Source organism: Caballeronia sp. HLA56, assembly GCF_054655155.1.
On the sequence record NZ_BAAHOB010000001.1, the window covers coordinates 1143014 to 1169292 of the forward strand.

At 62.0% G+C, this 26279-nt stretch carries 17 protein-coding genes, 1 tRNA gene, 1 pseudogene and 1 CRISPR repeat array (1 of these 20 cut by a window edge); of the genes and pseudogenes, 4 read left to right on the forward strand and 15 right to left on the reverse strand.

The window, feature by feature from the left end; genetic code table 11:
• A CRISPR array of direct repeats spans positions 1 to 917; the repeat unit is 28 nt; unit sequence TTTCTCAGCTGCCTACGCGGCAGCAAAC (it extends 674 nt beyond the left edge of the window).
• Between the two features lie 126 nt (positions 918 to 1043).
• The 6 genes and pseudogenes from ACYQ47_RS05290 to ACYQ47_RS05315 form a co-directional block, all read right to left on the reverse strand.
• Positions 1044 to 2072: pseudogene (locus ACYQ47_RS05290) on the reverse strand (contractile injection system protein, VgrG/Pvc8 family); the annotation flags it as partial.
• 1384 nt (positions 2073 to 3456) lie between these two features.
• Positions 3457 to 3533: transfer RNA gene (locus ACYQ47_RS05295), tRNA-Ile, on the reverse strand.
• Positions 3534 to 3658: 125 nt separating this feature from the next.
• Positions 3659 to 5719: an RNA polymerase sigma factor RpoD gene (gene rpoD, locus ACYQ47_RS05300; protein WP_244829191.1), complete on the reverse strand. Its 2061-nt coding sequence runs from the start codon at positions 5717 to 5719 to the stop codon at positions 3659 to 3661.
• Positions 5720 to 6135: 416 nt separating this feature from the next.
• Positions 6136 to 8034 (reverse strand): DNA primase, encoded by a 1899-nt coding sequence (dnaG, locus tag ACYQ47_RS05305; RefSeq protein WP_459904674.1) that lies wholly within the window; start codon positions 8032 to 8034, stop codon positions 6136 to 6138.
• 19 nt (positions 8035 to 8053) lie between these two features.
• Positions 8054 to 8500, reverse strand: a complete 447-nt coding sequence (locus tag ACYQ47_RS05310) for a GatB/YqeY domain-containing protein (RefSeq protein WP_244829189.1) — start codon at positions 8498 to 8500, stop codon at positions 8054 to 8056.
• 317 nt (positions 8501 to 8817) lie between these two features.
• Positions 8818 to 10029: a BaiN/RdsA family NAD(P)/FAD-dependent oxidoreductase gene (locus ACYQ47_RS05315; protein WP_459904675.1), complete on the reverse strand. Its 1212-nt coding sequence runs from the start codon at positions 10027 to 10029 to the stop codon at positions 8818 to 8820.
• Positions 10030 to 10098: 69 nt separating this feature from the next.
• Between ACYQ47_RS05315 and tsaD the strand changes: the two genes are divergently transcribed.
• Positions 10099 to 11127: a tRNA (adenosine(37)-N6)-threonylcarbamoyltransferase complex transferase subunit TsaD gene (tsaD, locus tag ACYQ47_RS05320; RefSeq protein ID WP_459904676.1), complete on the forward strand. Its 1029-nt coding sequence runs from the start codon at positions 10099 to 10101 to the stop codon at positions 11125 to 11127.
• A 216-nt stretch (positions 11128 to 11343) separates the two neighbouring features.
• Here tsaD and ACYQ47_RS05325 read toward each other — a convergent pair whose 3' ends face one another.
• Both ACYQ47_RS05325 and ACYQ47_RS05330 read right to left on the reverse strand, forming a co-directional pair.
• Positions 11344 to 11970, reverse strand: coding sequence for a glutathione S-transferase family protein (locus ACYQ47_RS05325; RefSeq protein WP_459904677.1), 627 nt, complete (start codon positions 11968 to 11970; stop codon positions 11344 to 11346).
• Positions 11971 to 12001: 31 nt separating this feature from the next.
• Positions 12002 to 13246: an MFS transporter gene (locus ACYQ47_RS05330; RefSeq protein ID WP_459904678.1), complete on the reverse strand. Its 1245-nt coding sequence runs from the start codon at positions 13244 to 13246 to the stop codon at positions 12002 to 12004.
• A 106-nt stretch (positions 13247 to 13352) separates the two neighbouring features.
• On the opposite strand from ACYQ47_RS05330, the gene ACYQ47_RS05335 reads away from it, so the two are divergent.
• Positions 13353 to 14270 (forward strand): LysR substrate-binding domain-containing protein, encoded by a 918-nt coding sequence (locus ACYQ47_RS05335; RefSeq protein WP_459904679.1) that lies wholly within the window; start codon positions 13353 to 13355, stop codon positions 14268 to 14270.
• 8 nt (positions 14271 to 14278) lie between these two features.
• Here ACYQ47_RS05335 and folE2 read toward each other — a convergent pair whose 3' ends face one another.
• The 4 genes from folE2 to ACYQ47_RS05355 all read right to left on the reverse strand — a co-directional run bounded on the left by folE2 (position 14279) and on the right by ACYQ47_RS05355 (position 18445).
• Positions 14279 to 15082 carry a GTP cyclohydrolase FolE2 gene (folE2, locus tag ACYQ47_RS05340; protein ID WP_459904680.1) on the reverse strand — a complete coding sequence of 268 codons (804 nt, stop codon included), beginning with the start codon at positions 15080 to 15082 and terminating at the stop codon, positions 14279 to 14281.
• Between the two features lie 147 nt (positions 15083 to 15229).
• Positions 15230 to 17146, reverse strand: a complete 1917-nt coding sequence (gene dxs / locus ACYQ47_RS05345; protein WP_244829182.1) for a 1-deoxy-D-xylulose-5-phosphate synthase — start codon at positions 17144 to 17146, stop codon at positions 15230 to 15232.
• 79 nt (positions 17147 to 17225) lie between these two features.
• Positions 17226 to 18113: a polyprenyl synthetase family protein gene (locus ACYQ47_RS05350; protein ID WP_459904681.1), complete on the reverse strand. Its 888-nt coding sequence runs from the start codon at positions 18111 to 18113 to the stop codon at positions 17226 to 17228.
• Positions 18110 to 18445 carry an exodeoxyribonuclease VII small subunit gene (locus ACYQ47_RS05355; RefSeq protein ID WP_459904683.1) on the reverse strand — a complete coding sequence of 112 codons (336 nt, stop codon included), beginning with the start codon at positions 18443 to 18445 and terminating at the stop codon, positions 18110 to 18112. Before ACYQ47_RS05355 ends, ACYQ47_RS05350 begins: the two co-directional genes overlap by 4 nt.
• Positions 18446 to 18753: 308 nt before the next feature.
• On the opposite strand from ACYQ47_RS05355, the gene ACYQ47_RS05360 reads away from it, so the two are divergent.
• Both ACYQ47_RS05360 and ACYQ47_RS05365 read left to right on the forward strand, forming a co-directional pair.
• Positions 18754 to 19860, forward strand: coding sequence for an aromatic ring-hydroxylating oxygenase subunit alpha (locus ACYQ47_RS05360; RefSeq protein ID WP_244829179.1), 1107 nt, complete (start codon positions 18754 to 18756; stop codon positions 19858 to 19860).
• A gap of 179 nt (positions 19861 to 20039) precedes the next feature.
• A complete protein-coding gene (locus ACYQ47_RS05365; RefSeq protein ID WP_310393678.1) occupies positions 20040 to 20909 on the forward strand; it encodes a sulfurtransferase in 870 nt (289 codons plus the stop codon).
• A gap of 16 nt (positions 20910 to 20925) precedes the next feature.
• On the opposite strand, the gene ACYQ47_RS05370 is transcribed toward ACYQ47_RS05365, so the two are convergent.
• The 3 genes from ACYQ47_RS05370 to polA all read right to left on the reverse strand — a co-directional run bounded on the left by ACYQ47_RS05370 (position 20926) and on the right by polA (position 26278).
• A complete protein-coding gene (locus tag ACYQ47_RS05370) occupies positions 20926 to 21801 on the reverse strand; it encodes a dienelactone hydrolase family protein (RefSeq protein ID WP_459904684.1) in 876 nt (291 codons plus the stop codon).
• A 184-nt stretch (positions 21802 to 21985) separates the two neighbouring features.
• Positions 21986 to 23359, reverse strand: coding sequence for an NAD(P)/FAD-dependent oxidoreductase (locus tag ACYQ47_RS05375; protein WP_459904685.1), 1374 nt, complete (start codon positions 23357 to 23359; stop codon positions 21986 to 21988).
• Positions 23360 to 23539: 180 nt separating this feature from the next.
• Positions 23540 to 26278 carry a DNA polymerase I gene (gene polA, locus ACYQ47_RS05380; protein WP_459904686.1) on the reverse strand — a complete coding sequence of 913 codons (2739 nt, stop codon included), beginning with the start codon at positions 26276 to 26278 and terminating at the stop codon, positions 23540 to 23542.
• Position 26279: the final 1 nt, after the last annotated feature.

Genomic DNA, 26279 nt, shown 5'->3' on the forward strand with positions numbered 1-26279 from the left:
ACGCGGCAGCAAACTACCGCTATCGCTATTTCAACGCTCGCCGGTTTTTCTCAGCTGCCTACGCGGCAGCAAACATGGGAAAAGCTCAAGCGCTTGGGATCGGACTTTTCTCAGCTGCCTACGCGGCAGCAAACACCGGGACGTCTGGGTCGGCGAACCCATCATCTTTCTCAGCTGCCTACGCGGCAGCAAATCCCATTATCGAAAATCTGCGCAGCGTCGCGCATTTCTCAGCTGCCTACGCGGCAGCAAACCTTGATGGTGTACGAGAACATGCTGCTGTCTTCTTTCTCAGCTGCCTACGCGGCAGCAAACCTCACGCTCGGCCCCGTGATCGGCGTGCAGTTTTTCTCAGCTGCCTACGCGGCAGCAAACTCGCCTACTAACCTGCCGCCGTCCGGACCGGCTTTCTCAGCTGCCTACGCGGCAGCAAACAAATTCCGAGGCCCCAGCCGCCCGATGTCTTTTTTCTCAGCTGCCTACGCGGCAGCAAACGTAATGCGCGATCTCGACAGTCGTCGTAATCACTTTCTCAGCTGCCTACGCGGCAGCAAACAGATCAACCGGGCTGGCCCCGTTCGATCGACTTTTCTCAGCTGCCTACGCGGCAGCAAACATGGGCGCTGGTCGTGGCAACAAATGCTGTATTTTCTCAGCTGCCTACACGGCAGCAAACGCGAGAGCCGCGTACTGCTGCGTCGTCACGACTTTCTCAGCTGCCTACACGGCAGCAAACTATTGCTGTCTCTAAAGCCCGACCGGTTTGCTTTTCTCAGCTGCCTACACGGCAGCAAACACGCGCGCTTGAAGGGGTTCACGTCGCCTGCTTTTCTCAGCTGCCTACACGGCAGCAAACTGTGACCGCGCGCTGCAATCGCGCATCCTCGCGTTTCTCAGCTGCCTACACGGCAGCAAACTCGGTTTGATGGCTGAGCCAGATGCGCGGGCATCGCCTTGAAGCGGACATGCGCCGGTTTCGATCGGCTGCCCTTCATCGTCATCGACTCGACCACGAATCCATACGGAGCGCTCGCCAGCTTCGTATTGGTCAGCTTGACCACCACGCCTGGCGCCATGCCCTTCGCGTTGCTCTTGCCCGAAAGCTTTACCTGCTTTGCAATCTGCTCATCGCGCCGCGTCTGTGCTCGCGACTCACCCTGCTGAGGCGTCAGATGAAATTCCGCGCTACCGCTGATTCGCCCGAACACCGATTGGTCATTGGCCTCATTAGAAATGCTCGCGCTCGCCCGCAGCGGATCTTCCGGCGTGCGGTAATTGCGCTCCCACAACTCGATGGCGGCCGGCACCAGCGTACGCGTCTCGCTGACCGAGAGTGCAGCCTCATGCCAGTTGCTGTTCATGCCCGAGTCAGAGAGCAGGGGTACGTCGATCGAGCGCACGTACCCGCGCGGATTGTCCGTGAACACGAGCGTGTCGAGTTGACCATCCTTGCCTCGACCCTGCTTGTAAAACCAGCATATGCCTTGACGTCTTGCATGACGTGTCACGAAGGCCCACACGGACTCCTCGTACATCACAACCTGCTCCATCTTCTCTTGCGCGCCTTCCAGATGGAACTCGATATCGAAGGCATCGATGTTCTTCCGGTCGACGAGCAGTCGCGTCACCATCTCCTGAAAGGTGATGTCTTTGAATACATCCGAGCCATGCACGCGCTTGCAGAGCGCGGCGAACCGAGGTTCGATCCGGAGTTTGTAGGTCGCCTCGTCGCGGCTCGCTTTGATGCGTTCGAAGCGCGTGACGATGCCATTGAAAGTGGCCGCCTCGTGATCGACAGGCGCGACATAATTCACCGACGGGACGGCTACTCGCTCGTCGATCTGCAAGCCCGCACGCCGGCCCACGCAGAGCTTGCCATCGATATCGAGACGCGGCGAGGTAACGGTGACCTCCGCCTTGTAGTCATCGCATAATCCTGCTTTGACCTTAAACTTGAGCACGTCGAGTTCGAGCTCGAGCGTACCGATCCATATGCTCAAACGCTGGGTGAGTCGCGCGCTTGGATGCTGCAGCGCGTCCGTCAGTTTTTTCGTTACAGCATTCATTCGCATCCCGTTCAGTTGGACGCAACGATGCGCGGTCGTCACGTTCGGAGCTTTTACTGCAGAAGAATTTAGGGTTGCAACGTAAAATCGTCAATTAGAATGACCGACAATTCGGAATCGTCTTAATTGGTCAGCTACCCGCTTGGGGATTTCGCGACGGTTCCCTTGGTCACGGCGCCCCTGCGAGCGCCGATACTCCGGCAGGCTCAGCGAGGCGCTGTGATTCCCGCTGTCAGCAACACTGTTAGCGTTTCCTTTCACATAGACGAGGGTGCAGGCAGGCAACATGAGAAGGGAGATAGCGACGAACGTCCCACGCACCAAGACGATCGACGCACGACGTCTATCGTCTTGGTCGGTCGAGCCGTCCACGCAAGCTTGCTTGAACCGATCATCAGGAAGGCGCTTTACGCGACTTTTGTCAGCGACAAGCGTCCGTACATTTGGAGCGGTGTTTGCGTGGTCGCGCCAAGCACTTTCGAAAACCCTGCCTACACGTGGTCGCCTGCGGAAATGGGTATCGGTCCAGCAATGACGATCGAGCCCAGCGTTCCGTTCTTCGTTTGGATGCCCTGCGGCGGATCGGGAAAGCGTCGAACCGATTGCTGATAGACGCCCGGGTAGCCGTACCCCACGCACACCGAGAAGATCATCTGCCAAGCGGGGGTTGCAGAGCCGGTTTGTTCAGAATGGCCGTTGGACCACTGCTTGCGGTCCAGTTAGCGTTCAACGACAGCCTGTTTCGCGCGCTGCCGTCGGTGGCATCAGGATTGGTCGTATTGTTGCTAGCGAGGTTAACTCAGAAGCCTTCTCCATCCGCGCGCAATAGCACCGCGCTTGCGGGAAAGCCACCGACGTTCGTATGCTTGGCGAAGTAGCCATGGCAGCCGTTCGACTGCTTCTCACCGTTGAGCCGTCATAGCAAATCAAACCTTCCCATTGGCCGCGATGGGTCGACAACGGACCTATGACGTGGCCGTTTTGGAATCGGCACCCGGTGTTGAACCAGATGATGCAATTGCAAAAATTGCAGCAAGCGGCCCGGACTTTAGTTTCGTGAATGATCTCTGTCGATCTGCGGAATCATCACAGGGGGCGCAACCTTGCGGAACGCAATCCCTGACACCATTCGTTGGTAGAGATGTCATTATTCGGCGGCCCAACTTTCGGTTGTCGGCAGGTTTGCTCTTGGGATAACAAGGTGTTCGTCCACAAGGCGTCGAGCGCATAGGAAGGGATGCACGGCAAAGCGGCGCAGAGGTACGCTGAATGAGTCGAGCGTCCAAGGGGCCTTATGGGCATTGTGATCCGCATAGTCCCCGCAACTGTCCCCGAAAGCCCCTCACCAGGGACGCAAAACCGCCAACCGTTTGATAATTTGAATGAATGCTGGTGGGCCGGGTGGGGCTCGAACCCACTATCGGTCGATTATGAGTCGACAGCTTATACCAATTAAGCTTCCGGCCCTTTTGAAAGCAGAGGGCAAAAAGAAAGCGCCATGGCGGCGCTTTCTCTAATACAAACGTTGCGCGACAACTGAAGGTTTGCGAGTTTGCCTCACAACGCCTTCCATTACAAGCCCATTGATCCGATCAGTTCCCTTCCAGGAATGACTTGAGCTTGTCCGAACGGCTAGGATGCCGCAGCTTGCGCAACGCCTTCGCCTCGATTTGCCGAATCCGCTCACGCGTGACGTCGAATTGCTTGCCGACTTCTTCCAGCGTGTGGTCCGTACTCATCTCGATGCCAAAGCGCATCCGCAACACTTTCGCCTCGCGCGGCGTCAACGAATCGAGCACGTCCTTCACGACATCGCGCATGCTGGCATGCAGCGCGGCATCGGAGGGAGCCACCGTGTTCGTATCTTCGATGAAGTCGCCAAGATGCGAATCGTCGTCGTCGCCGATCGGCGTTTCCATGGAGATCGGCTCCTTCGCGATCTTCATGATCTTGCGGATCTTGTCCTCCGGCATCTCCATCTTCTCGGCCAGCGTCGCCGGGTCCGGTTCCAGCCCGGTTTCCTGCAGAATCTGCCGCGAGATGCGATTCATCTTGTTGATCGTTTCGATCATGTGAACCGGAATGCGGATGGTGCGCGCCTGGTCCGCGATCGAGCGCGTGATGGCCTGGCGAATCCACCATGTCGCGTATGTCGAAAACTTGTAGCCGCGCCGATATTCGAACTTGTCCACCGCCTTCATCAGGCCGATATTGCCTTCCTGAATCAGGTCGAGGAACTGCAAGCCGCGGTTCGTGTACTTCTTCGCAATCGAAATCACGAGACGCAGATTCGCCTCGGTCATCTCGCGCTTCGCCTGACGCGCCTTCAGTTCGCCCGCCGCCATTTGACGGTTGGTTTCCTTCAAGTCCTTGAGCGGTAACACGACGCGCGCCTGAAGGTCCAAGAGACGCTGCTGCTGCTCGCGAATAGCAGGGATATTGCGCTCGAGCACGGCGCTGTAGTCGTGCCCTTCGGCCACTACTTTGTCGCCCCACTCCAGATCCGTCTCGCTGCCCGGAAAGCGCGTGATGAACTCCGCGCGCGGCATGCCGCACTTGTCGACGACCGTGTGCAGAATCTGCCGCTCGACCTGGCGCACTTCGTCCACTTGCGCGCGCAGCGTGTCGCACAGGCGCTCGACGGTACGCGCGGTGAAGCGGATGCTCATGAGTTCGGTCTGAATGGCTTCCTGCGCCTTCAGATAGGCCTTCGACTTGTAGCCTTCCTTCTCGTAGGCGCGCCGCATCTTGTCGAACCATTCGCTGATGAGCGAGAACTTTTCGAGCGACTGACGCTTGAGCGCTTCGAGTTGGGCGGCGTTCGCACTGGCTTGCGCCGCGCCATCGTCGTCGTCCTCTTCCTCGTCGCTTTCCTCGTCCGATTGCTGCTCTACGTCCTCGGTCTCTATCGCTTCGGCTTCCTGTTCGGAAAAACCGTCGGTGTCTTCCGCGTTCGGGTCGATGAGGCCATCCACCAGTTCGTCGACGCGCGTCTCCTCGTTCTGCACACGCTCGGCCATCGCGAGAATGTCGGCGATGGTCGTCGGGCATGCGGAGATCGCCATGACCATGTGCTTGAGGCCGTCTTCGATACGCTTCGCGATCTCGATTTCGCCCTCGCGCGTCAGCAACTCGACCGTGCCCATCTCGCGCATGTACATGCGCACCGGGTCGGTCGTTCGGCCGAATTCGGAGTCGACGGTGGAGAGCGCGACTTCGGCTTCTTCCTCGACTTCATCGTCGGAAGAAGCGTTCGGCGCGTTGTCGTTCAGAAGGAGCGTTTCGGCATCCGGCGCCTGCTCGTACACCGCCACGCCCATGTCATTGAACGTGCTGATGATGCCTTCGATCGCCTCGGTTTCCGTAAAGTTATCGGGCAGGTGATCGTTGATTTCGGCATACGTGAGGAAACCGCGCTCCTTGCCGAGTTTGATGAGCGCGCGAAGCTTCGAGCGGCGCTCCTCGATCTCCTCGACAGTGCCGGGCGCGCTCGACGCGAACGCGTCCTTCAGAAGCGCCTTTTCCTTCGCACGGCGGTCGCGAGCCTTGGCCTTTTCGACCTTCGCCGCAGGCGCGGCGGTGGGCTCCGCAGTTTGCGTTGCGTCGTCTTCGACGGGTACATCGTTCAGCTTTTTCGTCATGGAGTTCGCCATACAGGCTTTAGTCTCGACTCGCGGCTGCTGGACAACAGCCGATGGAACCGTAAATACCAAATGCGCACGCTGCATCGTCCTGCGTGCCCTGCCCGGGGCGCCATCGCGGTTGAATCCGTCGCGGTTCATCACGGCGAATTCGTCAAACGCCCTTCACCACGATAGCAGCCGCTTCCCTTGCGCCCGTCTGTACGTCGGCGTGCTTTCCTGTCCGTTTCGTGTCGGAGCAATGTTCAAACGCGTGCTGCGCACCGCTTTTACATGACTCCCACAGCCGATTTGGCCAGCGCCTTGCTGCAACTTCCCTGCTTCCTTCGCTAACTATTCCACGCACCAATGAAGGGATTTCGCCCTTCGAAACGGGTGAGGAATTGACAAAAAGCAACTACTTTTTAACATTTTATTATAGCATCTCGCTATCCTGCTTCAGGGCTAGCCGCCCGTCCCGCCTTGATCTGCGCGATCTTCGCCGACAGCTCCGAGAATTCCGCCACCTCTTCCGGAGAAAGTCCCGGCTGCCGCGCCAGCAAATCCAGCCGCGCGCGATAACTGTCGTGTTGCAATTTCAGTACCGTCGCCTGCAACTCTTCGGCGAGCAGGCGTTTCTGCTCTTCCACACGCTGCGCGGCGTCCTCATCTGACGGATCGCGCATCAGTAAATCCCGCACGTTTTCATCATAGGCGAGAATTTCCTGGAAGATATCCTCGTAGGTGGGCGCGTTTGCTGCATTTCTCAAGATGTCTGAAAGCATCTGAAATTCCGCGCTCGCGCCCAGTTCGCGCGCATGCGCGATGACTTCGCTGAACAGTTCGCCATGCTCGGTCATGGTGACGAGCGTGCGTTCGCTGATTCGGTCGAGCGATGCCGCGATGCCCGGATACATCACCAGATTGCGTAGCGCGCGCTGTTCCTGACCCGTGACACGCCGGCGTTCGCTCCTCGGCACCATCGCGCGGGCGACGGCGGCGGCACGCGAGTCGATGTCGCAAAGCGCGGCGATTTCCGTGAACGGCGTAGCGAGGCGGTCGGCCAGCATATGCAGAATCTGCACGCGCAACGCGTTGGCGGGCAGCGCCTGCAACAGCGGCTTCGCGTCGAACAGGGCCTTCGCGCGGCCTTCGGGCTGGTCGAGTTCCTTGTCGTTCAGCACCTCGTTGAGCAGGAATTGCGACAGCGGCATTGCGCGGTCGACTTGCTCACCGAAACCATCGGCGCCGAATTCGCGCACATAGCTGTCCGGATCGTGCTCTTTCGGTAAAAACAGAAATTTGATCGTGCGGTTGTCCGCTGCGTGCGGCAGCGCGGCTTCAAGTGCGCGGCGCGCGGCGCGTCGGCCGGCGGAGTCGCCGTCGAAGCTGAAGACCACCGTTTCCGTCTGTCGAAAAAGCTTCTGCACGTGGACCGGCGTGCAAGCCGTGCCGAGCGTGGCGACGGCGTTCGCGAAACCTAGCTGCGCAAGCGCGACCACGTCCATATAACCTTCGACGACGAGCGCATAACCCAGTTCACGAATGGCAAGACGCGCCTCGAAAAGGCCGTAAAGCTCACTGCCTTTGCTGAATAAAGGCGTTTCCGGCGAATTCAGATACTTCGGTTCGCCGCTGTCCAGCACGCGTCCGCCGAAGCCAATGACGTTGCCCTTCACATTTCGAATAGGAAACATCACACGTTCGCGGAAGCGGTCGTAGCGGCGCGCTTGTCCTTGCGCGTCGGTTTTTTCGCTGACGATTACGAGCCCTGCTTCCACCAGATTTTCATGGCGATAATCAGGAAACGCGCTTTCGAGATTCTGCCAGCCGTCGGGCGCGTAGCCCAAGCCAAAGCGCGCCGCGATCTCGCCAGTCAAGCCGCGTTTTTTCAGATAACCGATGGCGTTAGGCGCGCCGCGCAACTGTTTGCGATAGAAGTCGCAGGCGGTCTGCATGACTTCGGTGAGCGCGACGCTGACGGCCTTGCTCGGCGCGTTGGCATAGGCGTCACCGCCCGCGCCACCCGCGCCACCCGCGCCGCCGCGAAACGACGGCTCCTGCGGCACGGTCAGACCGGCCGACTGAGCGAGGTCCTTCACGGCCTCTGGAAACGTCAGCCCCGTATGCTCCATCAAAAAACCGATGGCCGTGCCATGCGCGCCGCAGCCGAAGCAATGATAGAACTGCTTGGTCGGACTGACCGTGAACGACGGGCTCTTTTCGTTATGGAACGGACACAAACCCATGAAGTTCGCGCCGCCCTTCTTCAATTGGACGTAACGGCCCACCACGTCGACGATATCGACGCGGTTGAGCAGGTCCTGCAGGAATGCGTGCGGTATCAACGTAGGCGAACGCCGCTGATTACTTGGCGAGCGCGGACTTGACCTGCGCGGAAACGGCCGTCATATCCGCCTTGCCCGCGAGCTTCGGTTTCAGCGCGCCCATGACCTTGCCCATGTCTTGCGGGCCGGCTGCGCCCGTCGCGGCGATGGCGGCCTCGACTTCAGCGGCGATGGCATCGGCGGAAAGCTGTTCGGGCATGTACGCCGCGAGCACGGCGAGTTCGGCGTTTTCCTTCGCCACGAGATCGTCGCGGCTGGCCGCTTGAAACTGGCTGATGGAGTCCTTGCGCTGCTTGATCATCTTGTCGACGACGGCGACGACGGCCGTGTCGTCGAGCGTGATGCGCTCATCGACTTCTCGCTGCTTGATGGCTGCGAGCAGCAGGCGAATGGTGCCGAGGCGCTCGGTTTCGCGCGCGCGCATGGCATTTTTCATGTCGTCGTTGATCTGATCCTTGAGGCTCATCGTTCACCCGGTGCAATTGCGAAATTCGCGATATTGAAAACCCGGCTGGCGCGACGCGTGCCCGTGCGGCTCCCGACCCTTTCCGCTAAAGCAAAAACCCGCTTGGGAATGCTTCCTCAAGCGGGACTTTGAGCGAGGCCGTTGAAACCGCGGCGAAGCTTGAGGCCATCGTGACGTCAGCCGGAGCGAAAGAATCCGTGCCCGAACGCGCGTTTCGAGGCGCCTTCGAGCAACTACGGAATCCTCCGATAACCGTTCGAGTATAGCAGGCGCGATGGCGTTTCGAGACCGCGCCACGGCGGCCGTAACGACCCGTCTCAGGCGTGCGCGAACTCCGCCGCGGCCTTGCCCGCCGCGACGCCGGAAGCCCACGCCCATTGGAAGTTGTAGCCGCCGAGCCAGCCCGTCACATCGACGGCCTCGCCGATGAAATACAAGCCCGCGACGCGCTCGCTCATCATCGTCGTGGACGAGAGTTCGCGGGTATCGACGCCGCCGCGCGTGACTTCGGCCTTGCGATAACCTTCGGTGCCGCTCGGCGTGATCGTCCAGTCCGACAACGACGCGCCAAGGCCCTTGAGCGTGCGGTCGGGGAGATCGGCGAGGCGGGCATCGACGGAAACATGCTGCGCTTCGAGCCACGCGTGCGCGAGCCGTGCGGGAACGTGGTCCGCGAGAAAGTTGCCTATTTGTTTCTTCGATCCCGCCTTGGCTTCGAGCAGGAGCTCTGTGGCGTCGGCGTCGGGCAGGAGATCGACGTGGATCGGCTCCGACGTATTCCAGAAACTCGAAATCTGGAGCACGCCCGGACCGGACAGCCCGCGATGCGTCAGCAGCAAGTCCTCGTCGAATTCACCTCGCGTCTTGCCCTTGCCCGTGCCGATGCGAACCGGCAGCGACAGCCCCGACAACGCAGCGAACGGCGCCCAGTCGGCTGACGTGAAAGTGAGCGGCACGAGCGCGGGAAGCGTTTCGACTAGCTTGTGGCCGAACTGTTTCGCCACGCGATACCCGAAATCCGTCGCTCCGATCTTCGGAATGGACAAGCCGCCCGTCGCGATGACGAGCGCGGCCGCGTCGATTGCGCCCGCCGAGGTGTCGAGCGTGAAGCGCGCGCCGTCGTGCCGGATCTCGTGGACGCTCACCGGGCGCCGCCACGCGACGCTGCCGGCATCGCATTCGCTTTTGAGCACGTCGATGATGGTTTCGCTCGAATCGTCGCAAAAAAGCTGGCCTTTGTGCTTTTGATGCCATTTCACGCGGTACTGCTTCAGGAGCGCAAGAAAGTCGCGCGGCGTGTAGCGCGCGAGCGCGGAGCGGCAAAAATGCGGATTCGCCGACAAAAAGTTTGCCGGCTGCGCGTTGAGATTGGTGAAGTTGCAGCGGCCGCCGCCCGAGATACGGATTTTTTCGGCGAGACGCTCGGCGTGGTCGATCAGCACGACGCGACGCCCCGAATGGGCGGCGACTGCCGCGCACATCATGCCGGCCGCGCCCGCGCCAATCACGGCGATATCGAAGGATTCCATGGCGCGCATTGTAACTGGGGGGCGTCGTTACACTGCTATACTTTTCTGTTCCCTTCAAGCGCTCAACCCATGCTAGTTCTCGGCATAGAAAGCTCCTGCGACGAAACCGGCCTCGCCCTCTACGACACGGAGCGCGGCCTCCTCTCGCACGCCCTGCATTCGCAGATCGCGATGCATCGCGAGTACGGCGGCGTGGTGCCCGAACTGGCTTCGCGGGATCACATCCGCCGGGCGCTGCCGCTCCTCGAACAAGTCATGGCCGAGGCCCACGCTGCGCGCGCCGACATCGATGCCATCGCGTTCACGCAAGGTCCGGGGCTCGCGGGCGCGCTGCTGGTGGGCGCGAGCATCGCCAATGCGCTGGCAATGGCATGGGACAAACCGACTGTCGGCATCCATCATCTCGAAGGACACCTGTTGTCGCCGCTGCTCGTCGATGCCCCGCCGCCGTTTCCGTTCGTCGCGCTGCTCGTATCGGGCGGCCATACGCAATTGATGCGCGTCACCGATATCGGCGTCTACGAGACGCTCGGCGAAACGCTCGACGACGCGGCGGGCGAAGCCTTCGACAAAACCGCAAAGCTGCTCGGGCTGGGTTATCCGGGCGGGCCGGAAGTGTCGCGGCTGGCGGAATTCGGCACGCCGGGCGCGGTCACGCTGCCGCGTCCGATGCTGCATTCAGGCGATCTCGACTTCAGCTTCAGCGGCTTGAAGACCGCCGTGCTGACTCAAAGCCGCAAGCTCGGCGCGAATGTCTGCGAGCAGGCAAAGGCAGATCTGGCGCGAGGTTTCGTCGATGCAGCCGTCGACGTGCTCGTCGCCAAGTCGCTCGCGGCGCTCAAGAAAACCGGGTTGAAGCGGCTGGTCGTGGCGGGCGGCGTCGGTGCGAACCGGCAGTTGCGCGAGGCGTTGTCGGCTGCGGCAAAGAAGCGGCGTTTCGACGTGCATTACCCCGACTTAGCGCTTTGCACCGATAACGGCGCGATGATCGCGCTGGCGGGCGCGTTGCGGCTTGCCCGCTGGCCGGAGCAGGCCGGGCGGGATTATGCATTTACGGTGAAGCCCAGATGGGATTTGAGTTCGCTGGCGCGAGTTTGACCTTTGCGTGGCTTCGTGCGAAGTCTGGTTTGCTGAATGAACCGCACGACAATCTCGACACAGCCAAGGCCCACACGGATCGCAACACGCGATCAACGCCGGCCAACGCGCTCACGAATTAGCGACGCATGCGCTTTGCGAGCGAAGCGCGGCACGCACGGCAATATTCGCGCGGCCAATGCATCGCCAAATGAGGAAAGGGCGTCGCTCCAACGTTCATTTCGGCGGATCGAACGCCTGCACAACCGCCCCGAACGCCGGCAGCGCCTCACACCGATCGCCATGCGCGATCAACGTCGGCCAGCGATTCCCGCTGACCAACGCCCCATGCGCTTCGCGCACGAACCGCAGCGCGCACGCAACGGCGATATCCGCGTGACCGATTGCATCGCCGAACCAGAAAGGCGTCGGACGCGCCGCGCGATCCGCTTCCAGCACGTCGAACACGCGTTCGATCTGCCCCGTGCAGCGCTCGACCCAAGCCTGCGACTTTTCCGCGTGCATCACGCGCTCGTAGACCAGCGCCACAGCCTTGTCCGCGAGACCCGTCGCGAGCGCACACACCTTCAGCGCCGCACGACGCTGCGCGCCGCTTTGCGCAATCATCGCGCGGTCGTCGCCGGCGAGTTCATCGAGATAGTCGAGGATCGTCGCGCTCTCGATCACCGTGTCGCCCGACTCCAGCACGAGCGTCGGCACGCGCGAGAGCGGGTTGAACGGCGCGATCTTGCCGGCATCGCCGAAAGTCGACCACGGCCAATGCTCGTAGCCAATGCCATAAAGATTCAGCGCAATGGCCACGCGTCTGACAAACGGGGAATCGTATTGGCCGATGAGAATCACGACGCACTCCGCAAAGTTCGGGTCGAACAGTTTAAGCGCGCGCGGGCTTCGGAAACAATGGCCACGCGAGCAGCGCGCACACGCCCGCCAGCAGCCACACGCCCGGCCACGAAGTGGCCGCCAGCACATGCGGAATGACGAGCGGCGTCACGAACAAGCCCACGTAGACGGCCGTGTTGGTCATGCCGAGCGCCGTGCCGGCGCGCTGCATGCCGGCGAGCGTGGCGAGTTCGGTGTACGCCACCCCGTGCCATGCCGACACGCAAATGCCCGCGAAGACCAGCATCGCCGCGAGCAAGTACGGAAGCTGCGCGACGCCCAGCGCGGTCGCCACCGCCAACGCCACGAACGACACCGACGCGACCACCACCGACCGGCGCAAATACGCGCGCCGGTTGCCGCGACGATCCGTATGACGGCCGCTCCAGACGCGCATGATCATGGCGCCGAGTTGCAGCGCGCCCATCGTCGCGCTGATCGCCGCGACGCCGAAGTGTCCCGCGTCGTGCATGAAAACCGTCGCGAAGGTCAGCACCGCGAATTGCGGCACGCACAGCACGCCGATACCGAGCACCACGCGCCAGATCCGCGCATCTCTCAACGGCGCAACCGTCGTTGCCTGCGATACCCCCGCGTCCGCGCGATGCGCCCTTTCCGGCGGCTCATGCAGCCAGCGCCAGGTGAATGCGCCGGAGATCGCGCACATTGCGGCGAGCGTGCCGAACACCGCGCCAAAACCGTGCGATGAAACGAGCCACGGCAGCAACGCCGCGCCCAGACCGCCACCCATCGGCACGGCGGTCTGGCGGATGCTCATCGCGAGACCGCGCTCGCCTTCGCCAAACCACGCCATGACCGCGCGCCCGCTCGATCCGTTGACGCTGCCGCCGAGCGTGCCGAGCAGGAACATCGCGAAAACGAGCCAGCCGAGCGCGGGCGCCGCGCCGAAGCCCGACGGCACCGCGAGGACGCTCATGCAGAGCAGCACGGCAGCCGTCGCGAACAGTCCCGTCAACAAGACGGGCCGGTCGCCCCAGCGGTCGGTGAGCAGTCCCCAAGGAAGTTCCGATACCGCAAGCCCCAGCCCGAGCGCGCCGAGCACGAATCCGACTTCGCCGTTGCCGAAGTGATAGCCGCTGCGCATCCAGACGGCCGTCGTCGGAATGCCGCCGATTGCCGCCGAAAAGCTCGCGTTGGCGGCCACGCCCACGCCGAGCACTTTCCATCGATGCGCGCTCGAACGCGACGCTGCGTTCAAAATTAAAGGAGTTGCCATGTCGCCGCCCTTTTTTCAATTTGACTGAACCCAGTGTGAGGGCATACGATCGTCCTGAAAATAGCAAAGTTTTGCATCGATCGTTCGATAAAACAGGATTGTTGCCATGACTCAAACCACGTTCGACCTCGCGGTCCTTCGCAGCTTCGTCGCGGGCATGGACTTGGGAAGTTTCGCCAAGGCCGCAGACCGCGTCGGTCGCTCGACTTCCGCCGTCAGCGCGCAGATCCGCAAGCTGGAAGAGCAGGCGGGCACGCCGCTTTTTCGTAAATCGGGACGTGGGCTCGCGCTCACCGACGCGGGCGCGGTGATGCTCGCCTATGCGCGCCGTCTCGTCGAATTGAACGATGAAGCGGCGGTCGCGGTGCGCGGCGTCGATCTCGAAGGCTGGATACGGCTCGGTCTGCAGGAAGACTTCGGTGAAGTTCTGCTGCCGGAAGTGCTGGGCCGCTTTGCGCGGGCGCATCCAAAAGTGCGGATCGAAGCGCGGGTGGCGCGCAACACCGAATTGCTGGAGCGTATCGAGTCGGGTCAGCTCGATCTCGCGCTCGTCTGGGGCGCAGGCAGCGCAACCGACGTTGGCAACGCAACCAGCCTCCCTCAACCGATCGCCGCGCCGCCGATGCGCTGGATCGTGTCATCGACAGTACCGTGGCAGTTCGATCCGGACGAGCCGCTACCGTTGATCGCGTTCGACCGTCCGTGTCTCTTTCACAGCGCGGCGGCCGCAGCGCTGGATCGCGCGGGCATCAAGTGGCGCATCGCGTTCACGAGTCCGAGTCTGTCGGGATTGTGGGCGGCCGCCGCCGCAGGTCTCGGCGTGACGGTGCGCACGGCCTATGGCGTGCCAACCACGGTGCGCGCCCTCGAATGCGATGAGAGCGGCTTGCCGTCGCTGCCGTCGATTCCGCTCGCGCTGCATCGCGGAGCGGGCGCGGGATCGCCCGTGGTAGACCGGCTCGCGTCACTCGTGATGGACTCGGTGCGCGAGATGCACGCATCGACTCAAACCGTGGCGGCTTGAGCCTTCGCTCAACCGAGGCGCTTGTCGCGCTCGATCACCGCATACGCGCTGTGATTGTGGATCGACTCGAAGTTTTCGGCTTCGAGCACATAAGCGACGATGCGCGTATCGGCATTCAGCCGCGTGGCCACGTCGCGCACGAGGTCCTCGACGAACTTCGGATTTTCATACGCACGCTCGGTCACGAACTTTTCGTCGGGCCGCTTGAGCAAGCCCCACAATTCACACGACGCCTCTTCCTCGGCGATTCGCACCAGTTCTTCCACCGCGACTTCGCCCGCCAACTCCGCCGTGATGGTCACGTGCGAGCGCTGATTGTGCGCGCCGTACTGCGAAATCTTCTTCGAGCAAGGACAAAGGCTCGTAACGGGGACGAGCACTTTCATGGTCATGCGCGTTTCGCCGTCGCGCTTTTCAGCGATAAAGCTCACGTCGTAATCCAGGAGACTCTGCACGCCCGACACCGGCGCAGTCTTCATGACGAAGTAAGACAGAGTCACTTCGATACGGCCGGAATGCGCCTCCAGTTTCGTGAGCATCGAGACGAGCAGCGCACGCAGGGAAGTTTGATCGAGCGGCTCGCGATTTTCCTCGAGCAGCGCGACGAAACGCGACATATGCGTGCCCTTTTGCTCGGCGGGCAGATGCACGTCGAGATTCCATACGCCAACGCTCGGCTGCACGCCGTTTGCCGACCGCACCGACAACGGATGCCGCACTCCCTTCACGCCGACACGCGCAATGGCGATCTGACGCGTATCAGGCGTGCTTTGAACGTCGGGCATCACGAAGGCGGGATTCATCTGGTTCATTGATTCTTGTCCTTGGGCTCGCGCGGTCTTTCCTGAAAGCGCGCTTCATAACTCGTAAGCGAAAACGGCGCGGATTGCGGCCCGCGCCGTGTAGAGACTAAGTGCAAAGCACGGCGCGCCCCGAGCGCGCCGCGTCAGGCTGAAACGTCAGGCAACGCGCTTTTCCAGCTTGCCCGGCTGGGCGCTCACGACCGCGTTGAGAAAGCGCTCGCGAATAGACTTCGCGATACCCGCGCCGTCCAGACCGACGCTTGCAAGCAGCTTCGCGGGATCGCCGTGATCGATGAAGACGTCCGGCAAACCAAGCTGAAGCACGGGCTTCACGACCGAACTGGCCAGCAGCGCTTCGACGCATGCCGAACCCGCACCGCCCATGATCGCGCCTTCCTCGATGGTCACGAGCGCGTCGTGAGTGGCGGCGAGTTCGCGCAGCAAGTCGGCGTCGACAGGCTTCACGAAGCGCATGTTGGCCACCGTCAGATCCAACTCTTCGGCGGCAACGAGCGACGGCGCGACCATGGTGCCGAACGCGAGAACGGCGATGCGCTTGCCCGAGCCGAGTTTCTGCGACGACTCGCGGCGCACCTCGCCCTTGCCAAGCGGAATGGCGGTCATTTGCTTAACGGTTGCCACGCCCGTGCCCGCGCCACGCGGATACCGCACGGCTGTCGGGTTCGGCTGCTGAAGCGCGGTGTAGAGCATCTGACGGCATTCGTTTTCGTCGGATGCGGCCATCACCGTCATGTTCGGGATGCAGCGCAGGAACGCGAGGTCGTAATTGCCCGCGTGCGTCGCACCGTCCGCGCCGACGAGACCCGCGCGATCGATGGCGAACACCACTGGCAGATTCTGCAGCGCGACGTCGTGGATCAGCTGGTCGTACGCGCGCTGCAGGAAAGTCGAGTAGATGGCGACGACGGGCTTCATGCCGTCTGCAGCCAAGCCGCCCGCAAATGTCACCGCATGTTGCTCGGCGATGCCGACATCGTAATAACGATCCGGGAAGCGCTTTTCAAATTCGACCATGCCCGAGCCTTCGCGCATGGCAGGCGTGATGGCAACCACGCGCGAGTCTTGCGCGGCAGCGTCGCACAGCCATTCGCCGAACACCTGCGTGTAGGTTTTCTTCGAGGGCGCCGTCGATGGCTTGATGCCTTCGGCCGGATTGAATTTGCCGGGACCGTGATAGAGCACCGGATCGGCTTCGGCGAGCTTGTAGCCTTGGCCTTTCTTGGTCACGACGTGCAGGAATTGCGGACCACGCAGTTCCTTGATGTTCTGCAGCGTCGGAATGAGCGAATCGAGATCGTGACCGTCGATTGGCCCAATGTAGTTGAAGCCGAACTCTTCGAAGAGCGTGGCTGGCACGATCATGCCCTTCGCGTGCTCTTCGAGCTTGCGGGCGAGATCGAGCATGGGCGGCGCGACGCGCAGCACGCGTTCGACACCGGCGCGCGCGGCGGCGTAGAAGCGGCCCGACATCAGACGGGCGAGATGACGATTCAACGCGCCTACGGGCGGCGAGATCGACATGTCGTTGTCGTTGAGGATCACGAGCAAGGGCACGTCGTCGGCGACGCCGGCGTTGTTCATTGCCTCGAAGGCCATGCCCGCGGTCATCGCGCCGTCGCCGATCACGGCGATGGAATAGCGGTTGTCGCCCTGCAGCTTGTTGGCGATCGCCATGCCGAGCGCCGCCGATATCGACGTGCTCGAATGCGCCGTGCCGAACGTGTCGTACTCCGACTCGCTGCGGCGCGGGAAGCCCGAGATGCCGTTCAACTGACGCAACGAGTGCATCTGGTCGCGCCGGCCTGTCAGGATCTTGTGCGGATAGGTCTGATGGCCGACGTCCCAGACGATACGGTCATTCGGCGTATCGAATACGTAATGTAGCGCGATCGTCAGCTCTACCGTGCCGAGATTGGACGAGAGATGGCCGCCCGTCTGCGACACGCTGTCGAGCACGTAGGCCCGCAGTTCGTCGGCAAGCGGCTGCAGTTGGCGTCGATCGAGGGCGCGAAGGTCGGCCGGATCGTCGATGGTTTTCAGCAAGTCGTACATCGTCGTCCCATTTTAGGAAAACTGGCGTGATTCGTTCAACGCGGTCATTGCGCCGTGGGGTTCGTCACGCATTCAACGTTCAGTGCACCCGGTTCACAACCAGGTCGGCAAGTTCGGCCAGGCGCTGACCGCGCGCGCCGAACGGCTCTATTGCAGCGTGCGCATCGCGGCCGAGTTGCGCGGCGAGTTCGCGCGACGCGTCCAGCCCGATGATCGAAACATACGTGGGCTTGTCGTGCTGCGCATCCTTGCCCGCGGTCTTGCCAAGCGTGGCGGAGTCCGCCGTGACATCGAGGATATCGTCCACCACCTGAAACGCGAGGCCGACCGCGGCGGCGTATTGATCGAGCGCCGCAAGCGCCTTGGCGTCCGGACGTTCGCCTGCGAGCGCACCCATGCGCACCGAGGCGCGCAGCAACGCGCCCGTCTTCTTGCGATGCATGGTTTCGAGCTCCGGCCGCGACAGCTTGCGCCCGATGCTTTCGAGATCGATGGCCTGACCGCCCGCCATGCCGAGCGAGCCGCTTGCGAGCGCGAGTTCGCGCACGAGCGCGGCCTGCTGGGTATCGCTCAGACCATTGCCTTCGGATGTCAGCGCGACGAACGCCTGCGACTGCAACGCGTCGCCGACGAGCAGTGCCGTCGCTTCGTCATATTGCACGTGTACCGTGGGCTTGCCGCGACGCAACGCGTCGTCGTCCATTGCGGGCATATCGTCATGCACGAGCGAATAGACGTGAATCATTTCGAGCGCCGCGCTTGCCGCTTCGACGGCCGGCGCGCTCGCGTGGGTCAGTTCGCCCGCAGCGTGCACGAGAAGCGGCCGCACACGCTTGCCGCCGCCCAGCACCGCGTACCGCATGGCTTCGTGCAGACGCGCCGGCGCGATGTCCGTGCCCGGCAGATAGTGCTCCAGCGCGGTCTCGACGCGATCGAGCGTGGCACGCATCCATTGTTTGAAGCTCATAGGTCGTCGTCCCCTCGGTCGTTGGTGGCTCCTGCACCCTGGGTCGCGCGCTGTACCTCGGCGGGCAGCGGCTTGAGCGTCTCGCCATCGAGCACGCGCACCTGCTGCTCGACTTTTTCGAGCTGTTGTTGGCAAAAGCCCACAAGCGCGGCGCCGCGCCGGTATGCCGCGAGCGACTCCTCGAGACTCAGCGCGCCCGCTTCCATGCGGCCGACGAGTGATTCGAGTTCCGCGAGCGCTGTTTCGTAGTTTTCCGGAAGCGGCGCGGCGTCTGTGGCAAGCGCGCCTGCACCGGTTTCTTCGCGTGTATCGGGGACAGCGGTCTTCGCCATGAATCGTGGATGTGCAAATGTATTTTGGAACCAAGTCGCACATTCTACGGCAAAAGCCAGTTTTTCGACCCGAAACACGTCCGTCGCAAAGCGTGGAGACGGCTAAACCTTGAGCTTGCGCCACAGCCGCCCGGCGTAGGGACGCGACCCCCCGCGCCGGCTTTGAACGGAACTCCTGCAACAATTTATACCCAAATCAAGACCTTATACGCCCGAGTGTGGCGGATTTCGGTATAATCGCGGGCTCCCTAAATCGAATCTTCGATGGTTGGGTTGTTCACTGCTTTCACGTCTTAACGGGAGTGGGAATGTCCAATCTGAGCAATGCATTGCAACTGAATGCCATTCACAGTCAGTTGCCAGTCACGGCTTACTTTGACGAAGCGCTTCTTACGCGCGAAATCGAAACACTTTTCAAGCTTGGTCCACGCTACGTCGGGCATGAACTCATGGTTCCCGAAGCGGGAAACTATTTCGCGCTTCCTGGCGAGGGCGAAGGGCGCGTGCTCGTGCGCAATCAGCAGTCGAATATCGAATTGCTGTCGAACGTGTGCCGCCATCGCCAGGCAATCATGCTGAACGGTCGCGGCAGCGCGGACAACATCGTCTGCCCGCTGCATCGCTGGACGTACGATCTGAACGGCCAGTTGCTCGGCGCGCCGCATTTCGCCGACAAGCCCTGCTTGAATCTCGGCGCCACGCCGCTGCAAAACTGGCAAGGCCTTCTCTTCGAGGCCGCGGGTCGCAATGTCGCGGCCGATCTCGCGAAACTCGGCACGGCGCGTCATTTCGACTTTTCGGGCTATATGTTCGATCACGTCGAAGTGCACGAGTGCAACTACAACTGGAAGTCCTTCATCGAGGTTTATCTGGAGGACTATCACGTCGCGCCGTTCCATCCGGGACTCGGCAGCTTCGTGTCGTGCGACAACCTCGAGTGGGAATTCGGCGACTGGTACAGCGTCCAGACCGTCGGCGTGCACAAAAATCTGGAGAAGCCGGGCAGCCCGACGTATCGCAAGTGGCACGACGAAGTCCTGCGCTTCCGTAACGGTACGCCGCCCGAATTCGGCGCCATCTGGATGGTGTATTACCCCGGTCTCATGATCGAGTGGTATCCGCACGTGCTGGTGGTCTCGTGGCTGATCCCGCAGGGCACGCAGAAGACGACCAACATCGTCGAGTTCTACTATCCCGAGGAGATTGCGCTTTTCGAGCGCGAGTTCATCGAGGCGGAACGTGCGGCCTATATGGAAACCGCGCGTGAGGACGATGAAATCGCCGAACGCATGGACGCCGGCCGGCGCGCGCTCATGTCGCGTGGCGAGAATCAGGTCGGGCCGTATCAGAGTCCGATGGAATCCGGCATGCAGCATTTCCACGAGTTTCTGCGGCATCAGCTCGGGGCTATCTGAACGCCGTTCGGCTATCGCGCGGGAATCATGAAAAGGCGGGCTTTCGAGTCCGCCTTTTTGTTTAGACTAGCTGTATCCCACTTCACGCGCGCGGCGATTGACACGACCGGGCGCGGACGCTTTGCAAGGGATCGGGGTCGCGCGCCGAAGCGCACACTCTGTCCGACACAGGAGCCGTCATGCCGCACACCCACTACACCACGCTCATCTCGGCGACGAATCTTGCCGAACGGCTCGCCGCCGCGCCCGGCAGCGTGCTCGTGTTCGATTGCCGATTCGACCTTGCCGCGCCTGAATCCGGCGCAGCGGCTTATGCCCAAGGTCATATTCCGGGCGCGCACTATCTTCATCTCGACCGCGACTTGTCCGGCGTCAAGACGGGGTCGAACGGACGCCATCCGTTGCCCGAACGCGGCGCGCTCGTCGAAAAACTCGCGAGCTTCGGGCTAAACGAAGGCCAGCAAGTCGTCGCCTACGACGCGCAAGGCGGCATGTACGCGTCGCGTTTGTGGTGGCTCCTGCGTTGGCTCGGTCACGATTCCGTCGCGCTGATCGACGGCGGTTTGCCCGCGTGGGAGGCAGCAGGTCAGCCACTCGATACCGCCGCGCCGCAAAAGACAGACGGCACGTTCAAGGCCGCCGCGCCGCTTGCCGTCACCATCGATGCTCCGGCGATCGAACGCAGCATCGGCACGCGCGACCATCTGCTAATCGATGCGCGCGCCGCGGACCGGTATCGCGGCGAGAACGAGACGCTCGATCCCGTCGGCGGTCACATTCCCGGCGCGCTGAATCGCTTCTTCAAGGACAATTTGACGCCGGAAGGCCGCTTCAAGACCGCGCACGAATTACGCGATGCGTTCGGCTCGCTGATCGGCGCCACGCCCACCGACCGCATCGTGCTGCAATGCGGCTCGGGCGTGACGGCATGTCATAACGCGCTCGCCATGGAGATTGCCGGTCTGCACGGCGCGGCGTTGTATCCGGGATCGTGGAGCGAATGGAGCGCCGATCCGGGCAGGCCCGTTGCGACCGGCGCGAAACCTTGAGGCTCGTAAAGCCCCGTCACTTGACGCCGTGCTCGCGGAACCACGCGAGCGCGCGCTTCCAGCCATCCTCCGCGTCTTCCTTGCGATAGCTCGGCCGATAATCCGCGAAGAACGCGTGCGGCGCGTCGTCATACACGACGATCTGCGACTCCCGCGCCTTCGGCTGGCCATTCGCCACGGCCTGCTTCATCTTTTCGAGCGTGTCCTGCGGAATGCTCTGATCCTGCCGGCCGTATAGCCCGAGCACAGGCACATTGAGCTCGGCCGCGTTGTCGATCGGGTTGCTCGGCGTGTTCGCCGTCTTGTTCCCCGTGACGCGCCCGTACCATGCAACCGCCGCCTTCACGTGCGGATTGTGCTCCGCATAAAGCCACGTAATGCGCCCGCCCCAGCAGAACCCGGTGATACCTAGCCGCTTCAGATCGCCGCCGTGCTCGCCCGCCCATTTGACAGTTTCGTCGATGTCCGAGATCACTTGCGAGTCAGGCACCTTCGAGACGAGCTGCTCGTTGAGAAGCTGCATGGACTTGTACGCCGAGGCATCGCCCTGACGCGTGTAGAGATCCGGCGCGATGGCAAGATAGCCTTGCTTGGCGAAGCGCCGGCAGACATCGGCGATATGCTCGTGCACCCCGAAAATCTCGTGGATCACGATGACGACCGGCAGATGCGTCTTGCCCTTCGGCTGCGCGCGATACGCCGGCACGAGCACGCCATCCGCGCCGCGCACGCCCACGGCGCCGGCTTCGAGACCGGCGTCATCGGTATGAATGGTTTGTGCCGACACGGGCAGCACGCACGCTGCGAAGCCTGTGCCGAAAGCTGCCTTGATGAAGTTGCGACGGTCGAACGGAACGTGGGGAATGAGGCTGTCGACTTCAGGGGTAAGCATGCAAAGCTCCCGCGGCAAGCGCCGGCAGGCGTCGATTCGCGCGGCCGGCGGCATGGATTCTGGAACCGCGCGAGCGTGTTCAAGGCTCCACGACGCGCGGCGCTGTACGACTCCCAAGCGAACGCGCCCGACATATCACAAGGCGCGCCGCTCATTCTAAACAGCTTTGCAGCGTCGATGCAGCTCAGTGCAGCTTGACGCGCGGCGCGGTGGACCGGCGCAGCCAGTGCGCGATGGTGTCGAGCACCATGCGCGCGTAGCCGTGGAGCGCGGCGATATGCAGCCGATACAGCGACATGTACATGAAGCGCGCGAAGAGGCCTTCGATCATCATGTTGCCGCCGATGAGCCCGCCCATCAGGCTGCCGACCGCGCTATAGCGACCGAGCGACACGAGCGAACCGAAATCGCGGTACGTATATTCCGGCAGCGATTTGCCGTTCATGCGGCGCTCGAAAGCCTTGAAGAGAAAGCTCGCCTGCTGATGCGCCGCCTGCGCGCGCGGCGGCACACCGCGCTCGTTGCCGGGCCACGGACACGCGGCGCAATCGCCCAGGGCGAATATGTTGTCGTCGGCTTCCGTTTGCAGCGTGCGGCGCACGACGAGCTGTCCGAGACGATTGGTCGGCAAGCCGTCGAGCTGCGAGAGAATGGCCGGCGCCTTGATGCCCGCCGCCCACACCGTGAGGTCCACGCGAATGGTCTTGCCGCTCGCCGTGCGAATGGAATCGCGCGAGACTTCCGCGACGGTTTCGCCCGTCATCAAGGACACGCCCAGCTTCGTCAATAGCTCGGCCGTCGCGGTCGATACGGTGTCGCGCAGCGCGGGCAGAATGCGCGGCCCCGCTTCGATCAGCACGATACCGATGTCGTGCTTCGGATCCAGCTTGTGCAAACCGTACGCGGAAAGCACGTGCGCCGTGTTGCGCAGTTCCGCCGACAATTCCACGCCCGTCGCACCCGCGCCGACGATCGCCACCTGAATGCGCGGCGCGTTCAGCGAACCGAGCGGCACGGGCGGCCCTTCGGAATCGTCGATGCCCGCCGCCACCGGTTCCGGCGCGAAGTGCTCGGCGCGCATGCATGCCGCGATGAGCCGCTTGCGAAAGAGCTCGGCCTGGCCAACTGTATCGAGCGCGATGGAATGTTGCTGCGCGCCTTCGACGCCAAAGAAATGCGTCGTGCTGCCGATGGCGATGACGAGCGTGTCGTACTCCAGCTCGCGCTGCGGCAAGACCTCGCCCGCTTCGTCGTCGCGCAACGCGCTGATGGTAATGCGTTTTGTCGCGCGGTTCAGCGCGATCAACTCGCCCTGCTGAAACTCGAAGCCGTGCCACATGGCCTGCGCGGCGTATTCGAGTTCCTGCGTGAACGGGTCCATGCTGCCTGCGGCCACTTCATGCAGAAGCGGCTTCCAGATATGCGTGGGATTACGGTCCACGAGCGTGACTTGCGCACGCGGTGCCGTTTTACTGTCCGTCGTACCGAAACGGTCGCCGAGACGAGTCGCCAATTCGAGACCGCCGGCCCCTCCGCCGACGATGATGAATCGATGCATAAAGCTCTCCCGAATTTTTCTCCGCACGCGGAGTAATCAACTTACCGAGCCTCGGACCGCACGTACGTTCGACGACATGTCGGCCCGATGTCTCACCTTCCAAAAACCATTCTGCTTGAACGCGCGGCGCACTTGCAATGGCCGGCCTCGCATGTCCGGCATTCAGCGCGCTCTTTTTGCTCAGTGTGCTTCTTCCCAGTTATTGCCGACGCCCACCTCAGCCACGAGCGGCACGTTCAGCTTGGCGACGCCACACATCAATTCGGGTAAGCGCTTCCTGACTTCGGGCAGTTCCTCTTCGGGAACTTCGAGCACGAGTTCATCGTGTACCTGCATGATCATCTTCGCGTGGATATTCGTAGCCTCGATCCAGTCCTGCACCGCGATCATCGACAACTTGATGAGATCAGCGGCCGTTCCCTGCATGGGCGCGTTGATGGCCGCGCGTTCGGCCGCCTGACGACGCGGACCACTGCCGCCGTTGATCTCCGGCAGCCACAGACGCCGGCCGAACACGGTCTCCACGTAGCCGTTCATCTTCGCGGTCACGCGTGTGCGCTCCATGTAGTCGGCAACGCCCGGATAACGCGCGAAATAGCGGTCGATATAAAGCTTCGCCGCGTCGCGCGTGATGCCGAGATTCGACGCGAGCCCGAACGAACTCATGCCATAGATCAAGCCGAAATTGATCACCTTGGCGATACGACGCTGGTCGTTCGACACTTCGATCGGCGTCACGCCGAACACTTCCGACGCGGTCGCGCGGTGCACGTCCTCGCCTTCCTTGAACGCGCGCAACAACGATTCGTCACCCGAGATATGCGCCATGATGCGCAGCTCGATCTGCGAGTAATCCGCCGATACGATCTTGCAACCCGGCGGCGCGATGAACGCCTCGCGGATGCGCCGGCCTTCGCCCGTTCGCACCGGGATGTTCTGCAAGTTCGGCTCGTTCGACGACAAGCGCCCTGTCACCGCGACAGCCTGCGCATAGTTCGTATGCACGCGTCCCGTCGATGCATTCACCATGCGCGGCAGCTTGTCCGTATAAGTGGACTTGAGCTTCGACAGCCCGCGATGTTCGAGCAGCACCTTCGGCAGCGGATAATCCTCGGCGAGTTTTTGCAGCACTTCTTCGTCGGTGGAAGGCGCGCCGCTCGGCGTCTTCTTCACCACCGGCAGTTCGAGTTTCTCGAAGAATATCTGTCCGATCTGCTTGGGCGACCCGAGATTGAATTCGCCGCCCGCCAGTTCATAGGCTTCCGTTTGCAAGTCGATCAGCCGTTTGGCGATCTCGTTGCTCTGCGTGTCGAGCTTCGCGCGATCGATCAGCACGCCGTTGCGCTCCATCTTGCGCAACACGCGCGAAGTCGGCAATTCGATCTCGCGATATACCTTCAACAAGCCCTCTTCCTGCACGACTTGCGGGTAAAGCGCCTGATGCAGACGCAATGTGATGTCCGCATCTTCGGCGGCATACTCGGCGGCTTTGTCGAGCGCGACTTCGTCGAAACCGATTTGCGACGCGCCCTTGCCCGCGACGTCCTCGTATTTGATGGTCTTCACGCCCAAGTGCCGCAGCGCGAGGTTGTCCATGTCATGCGGCCGATGCGACTCCAGCACGTACGACTGCAACAACGTGTCATGCTCGACGCCGCGCATGACGATGCCGTAATTGGCGAGCACCTGCTCATCGTATTTCAGATGCTGGCCGACCTTCTTCTTCGTTTCGTCTTCGAGCCACGGCTTGAGCTTCGCGAGCACTTCATCGCGCGGCAGTTGCACGGGTGCGTCCGGCCCGCGATGCGCGAGCGGAACATATGCGGCATGACCCGGTTCGACCGAGATGGACAAGCCGACGATTTGCGCGGTCATCGGGTCGAGCGCGGTGGTTTCGGTATCGAACGAAGTGATCTCGGCGGCATCGATGCGTTCGAGCCACGCGCCGAACTGTTCCCACGTCTGCACCGTCTCGTAGTGGTGGACGATCTCCGTGACTTCGGCCGGCGGCGTGTCGGTCGGGCCTTCGACGGCATCCGCGATTTCGACTTCGCGCAGCCAAGTCTTGAAGCCGTGACGCAGGAACACGTCGCGCAACTCGTCGCGCGACTCGGGACGGCTTTCGAGCGTTTCGTCGATCGACGCGATCTGCGACGCCAGGTCGCATTCCGTGTGTACGGTAACGAGCTTGCGAGCCATGGGCAGGAAGTCCAGAGCCTTGCGCAGATTGTCTCCTACCGCACCTTTGATCTCGCCCGCATGTTCTACGATGCCATCAAGGGAGTCGTATTGCGTGAGCCACTTGAGCGCAGTCTTGGGACCGCACTTTTCGACGCCCGGCACGTTATCGACCGTATCGCCGATGAGCGAAAGATAATCGACGATACGTTCCGGCGGCACGCCGAACTTGGCGACGACGCCGGCGCGATCGAGCGTTTCGTTGGTCATCGTATTGATGAGGGTGACATGATCCGTCACGAGTTGAGCCAGATCCTTGTCGCCCGTCGAGACGATCACTTTCATGCCGCGCTTTTCGGCCTGAGCCGCGAGCGTGCCGATGACGTCGTCGGCTTCGACGCCTTCGATCATCACGAGCGGCCAGCCGAGCGCACGCACGGCGACGTGAATAGGCTCGATCTGCTTCGAAAGGTCTTCGGGCATGGAAGGCCGGTTGGCCTTGTAGTCGGCGTACCAGTCGTCGCGAAACGTCTTGCCTTTGGCGTCGAAGACGCACGCGCTATACTCTGCATTGGTTTCACGCCTAAGGCGTCGCAGCATGTTGATCATTCCATACAGTGCGCCGGTCGGCCCGCCGTCGGGGCCGCGCAGGTCAGGCATGGCATGGTAAGCCCGGTACAAGTAGCTAGAACCGTCGACCAATAGCAGGGTCTTACCTTCAAGACTTCGTTCTTCAGGCATT

Bases quoted from the DNA above. Each gene is read 5' to 3' on its own strand.
- ACYQ47_RS05310 (WP_244829189.1), bottom strand. From the start codon at position 8,500: ATGAGCCTCAAGGATCAGATCAACGACGACATGAAAAATGCCATGCGC.
- tsaD (WP_459904676.1), top strand. From the start codon at position 10,099: ATGCTAGTTCTCGGCATAGAAAGCTCCTGCGACGAAACCGGCCTCGCC.
- rpoD (WP_244829191.1), bottom strand. From the start codon at position 5,719: ATGGCGAACTCCATGACGAAAAAGCTGAACGATGTACCCGTCGAAGAC.
- ACYQ47_RS05315 (WP_459904675.1), bottom strand. From the start codon at position 10,029: ATGGAATCCTTCGATATCGCCGTGATTGGCGCGGGCGCGGCCGGCATG.
- ACYQ47_RS05360 (WP_244829179.1), top strand. From the start codon at position 18,754: ATGTCCAATCTGAGCAATGCATTGCAACTGAATGCCATTCACAGTCAG.
- ACYQ47_RS05355 (WP_459904683.1), bottom strand. From the start codon at position 18,445: ATGGCGAAGACCGCTGTCCCCGATACACGCGAAGAAACCGGTGCAGGC.
- folE2 (WP_459904680.1), bottom strand. From the start codon at position 15,082: ATGAACCAGATGAATCCCGCCTTCGTGATGCCCGACGTTCAAAGCACG.
- ACYQ47_RS05370 (WP_459904684.1), bottom strand. From the start codon at position 21,801: ATGCTTACCCCTGAAGTCGACAGCCTCATTCCCCACGTTCCGTTCGAC.
- ACYQ47_RS05350 (WP_459904681.1), bottom strand. From the start codon at position 18,113: ATGAGCTTCAAACAATGGATGCGTGCCACGCTCGATCGCGTCGAGACC.
- ACYQ47_RS05365 (WP_310393678.1), top strand. From the start codon at position 20,040: ATGCCGCACACCCACTACACCACGCTCATCTCGGCGACGAATCTTGCC.
- ACYQ47_RS05335 (WP_459904679.1), top strand. From the start codon at position 13,353: ATGACTCAAACCACGTTCGACCTCGCGGTCCTTCGCAGCTTCGTCGCG.
- dxs (WP_244829182.1), bottom strand. From the start codon at position 17,146: ATGTACGACTTGCTGAAAACCATCGACGATCCGGCCGACCTTCGCGCC.
- ACYQ47_RS05330 (WP_459904678.1), bottom strand. From the start codon at position 13,246: ATGGCAACTCCTTTAATTTTGAACGCAGCGTCGCGTTCGAGCGCGCAT.
- polA (WP_459904686.1), bottom strand. From the start codon at position 26,278: ATGCCTGAAGAACGAAGTCTTGAAGGTAAGACCCTGCTATTGGTCGAC.
- ACYQ47_RS05375 (WP_459904685.1), bottom strand. From the start codon at position 23,359: ATGCATCGATTCATCATCGTCGGCGGAGGGGCCGGCGGTCTCGAATTG.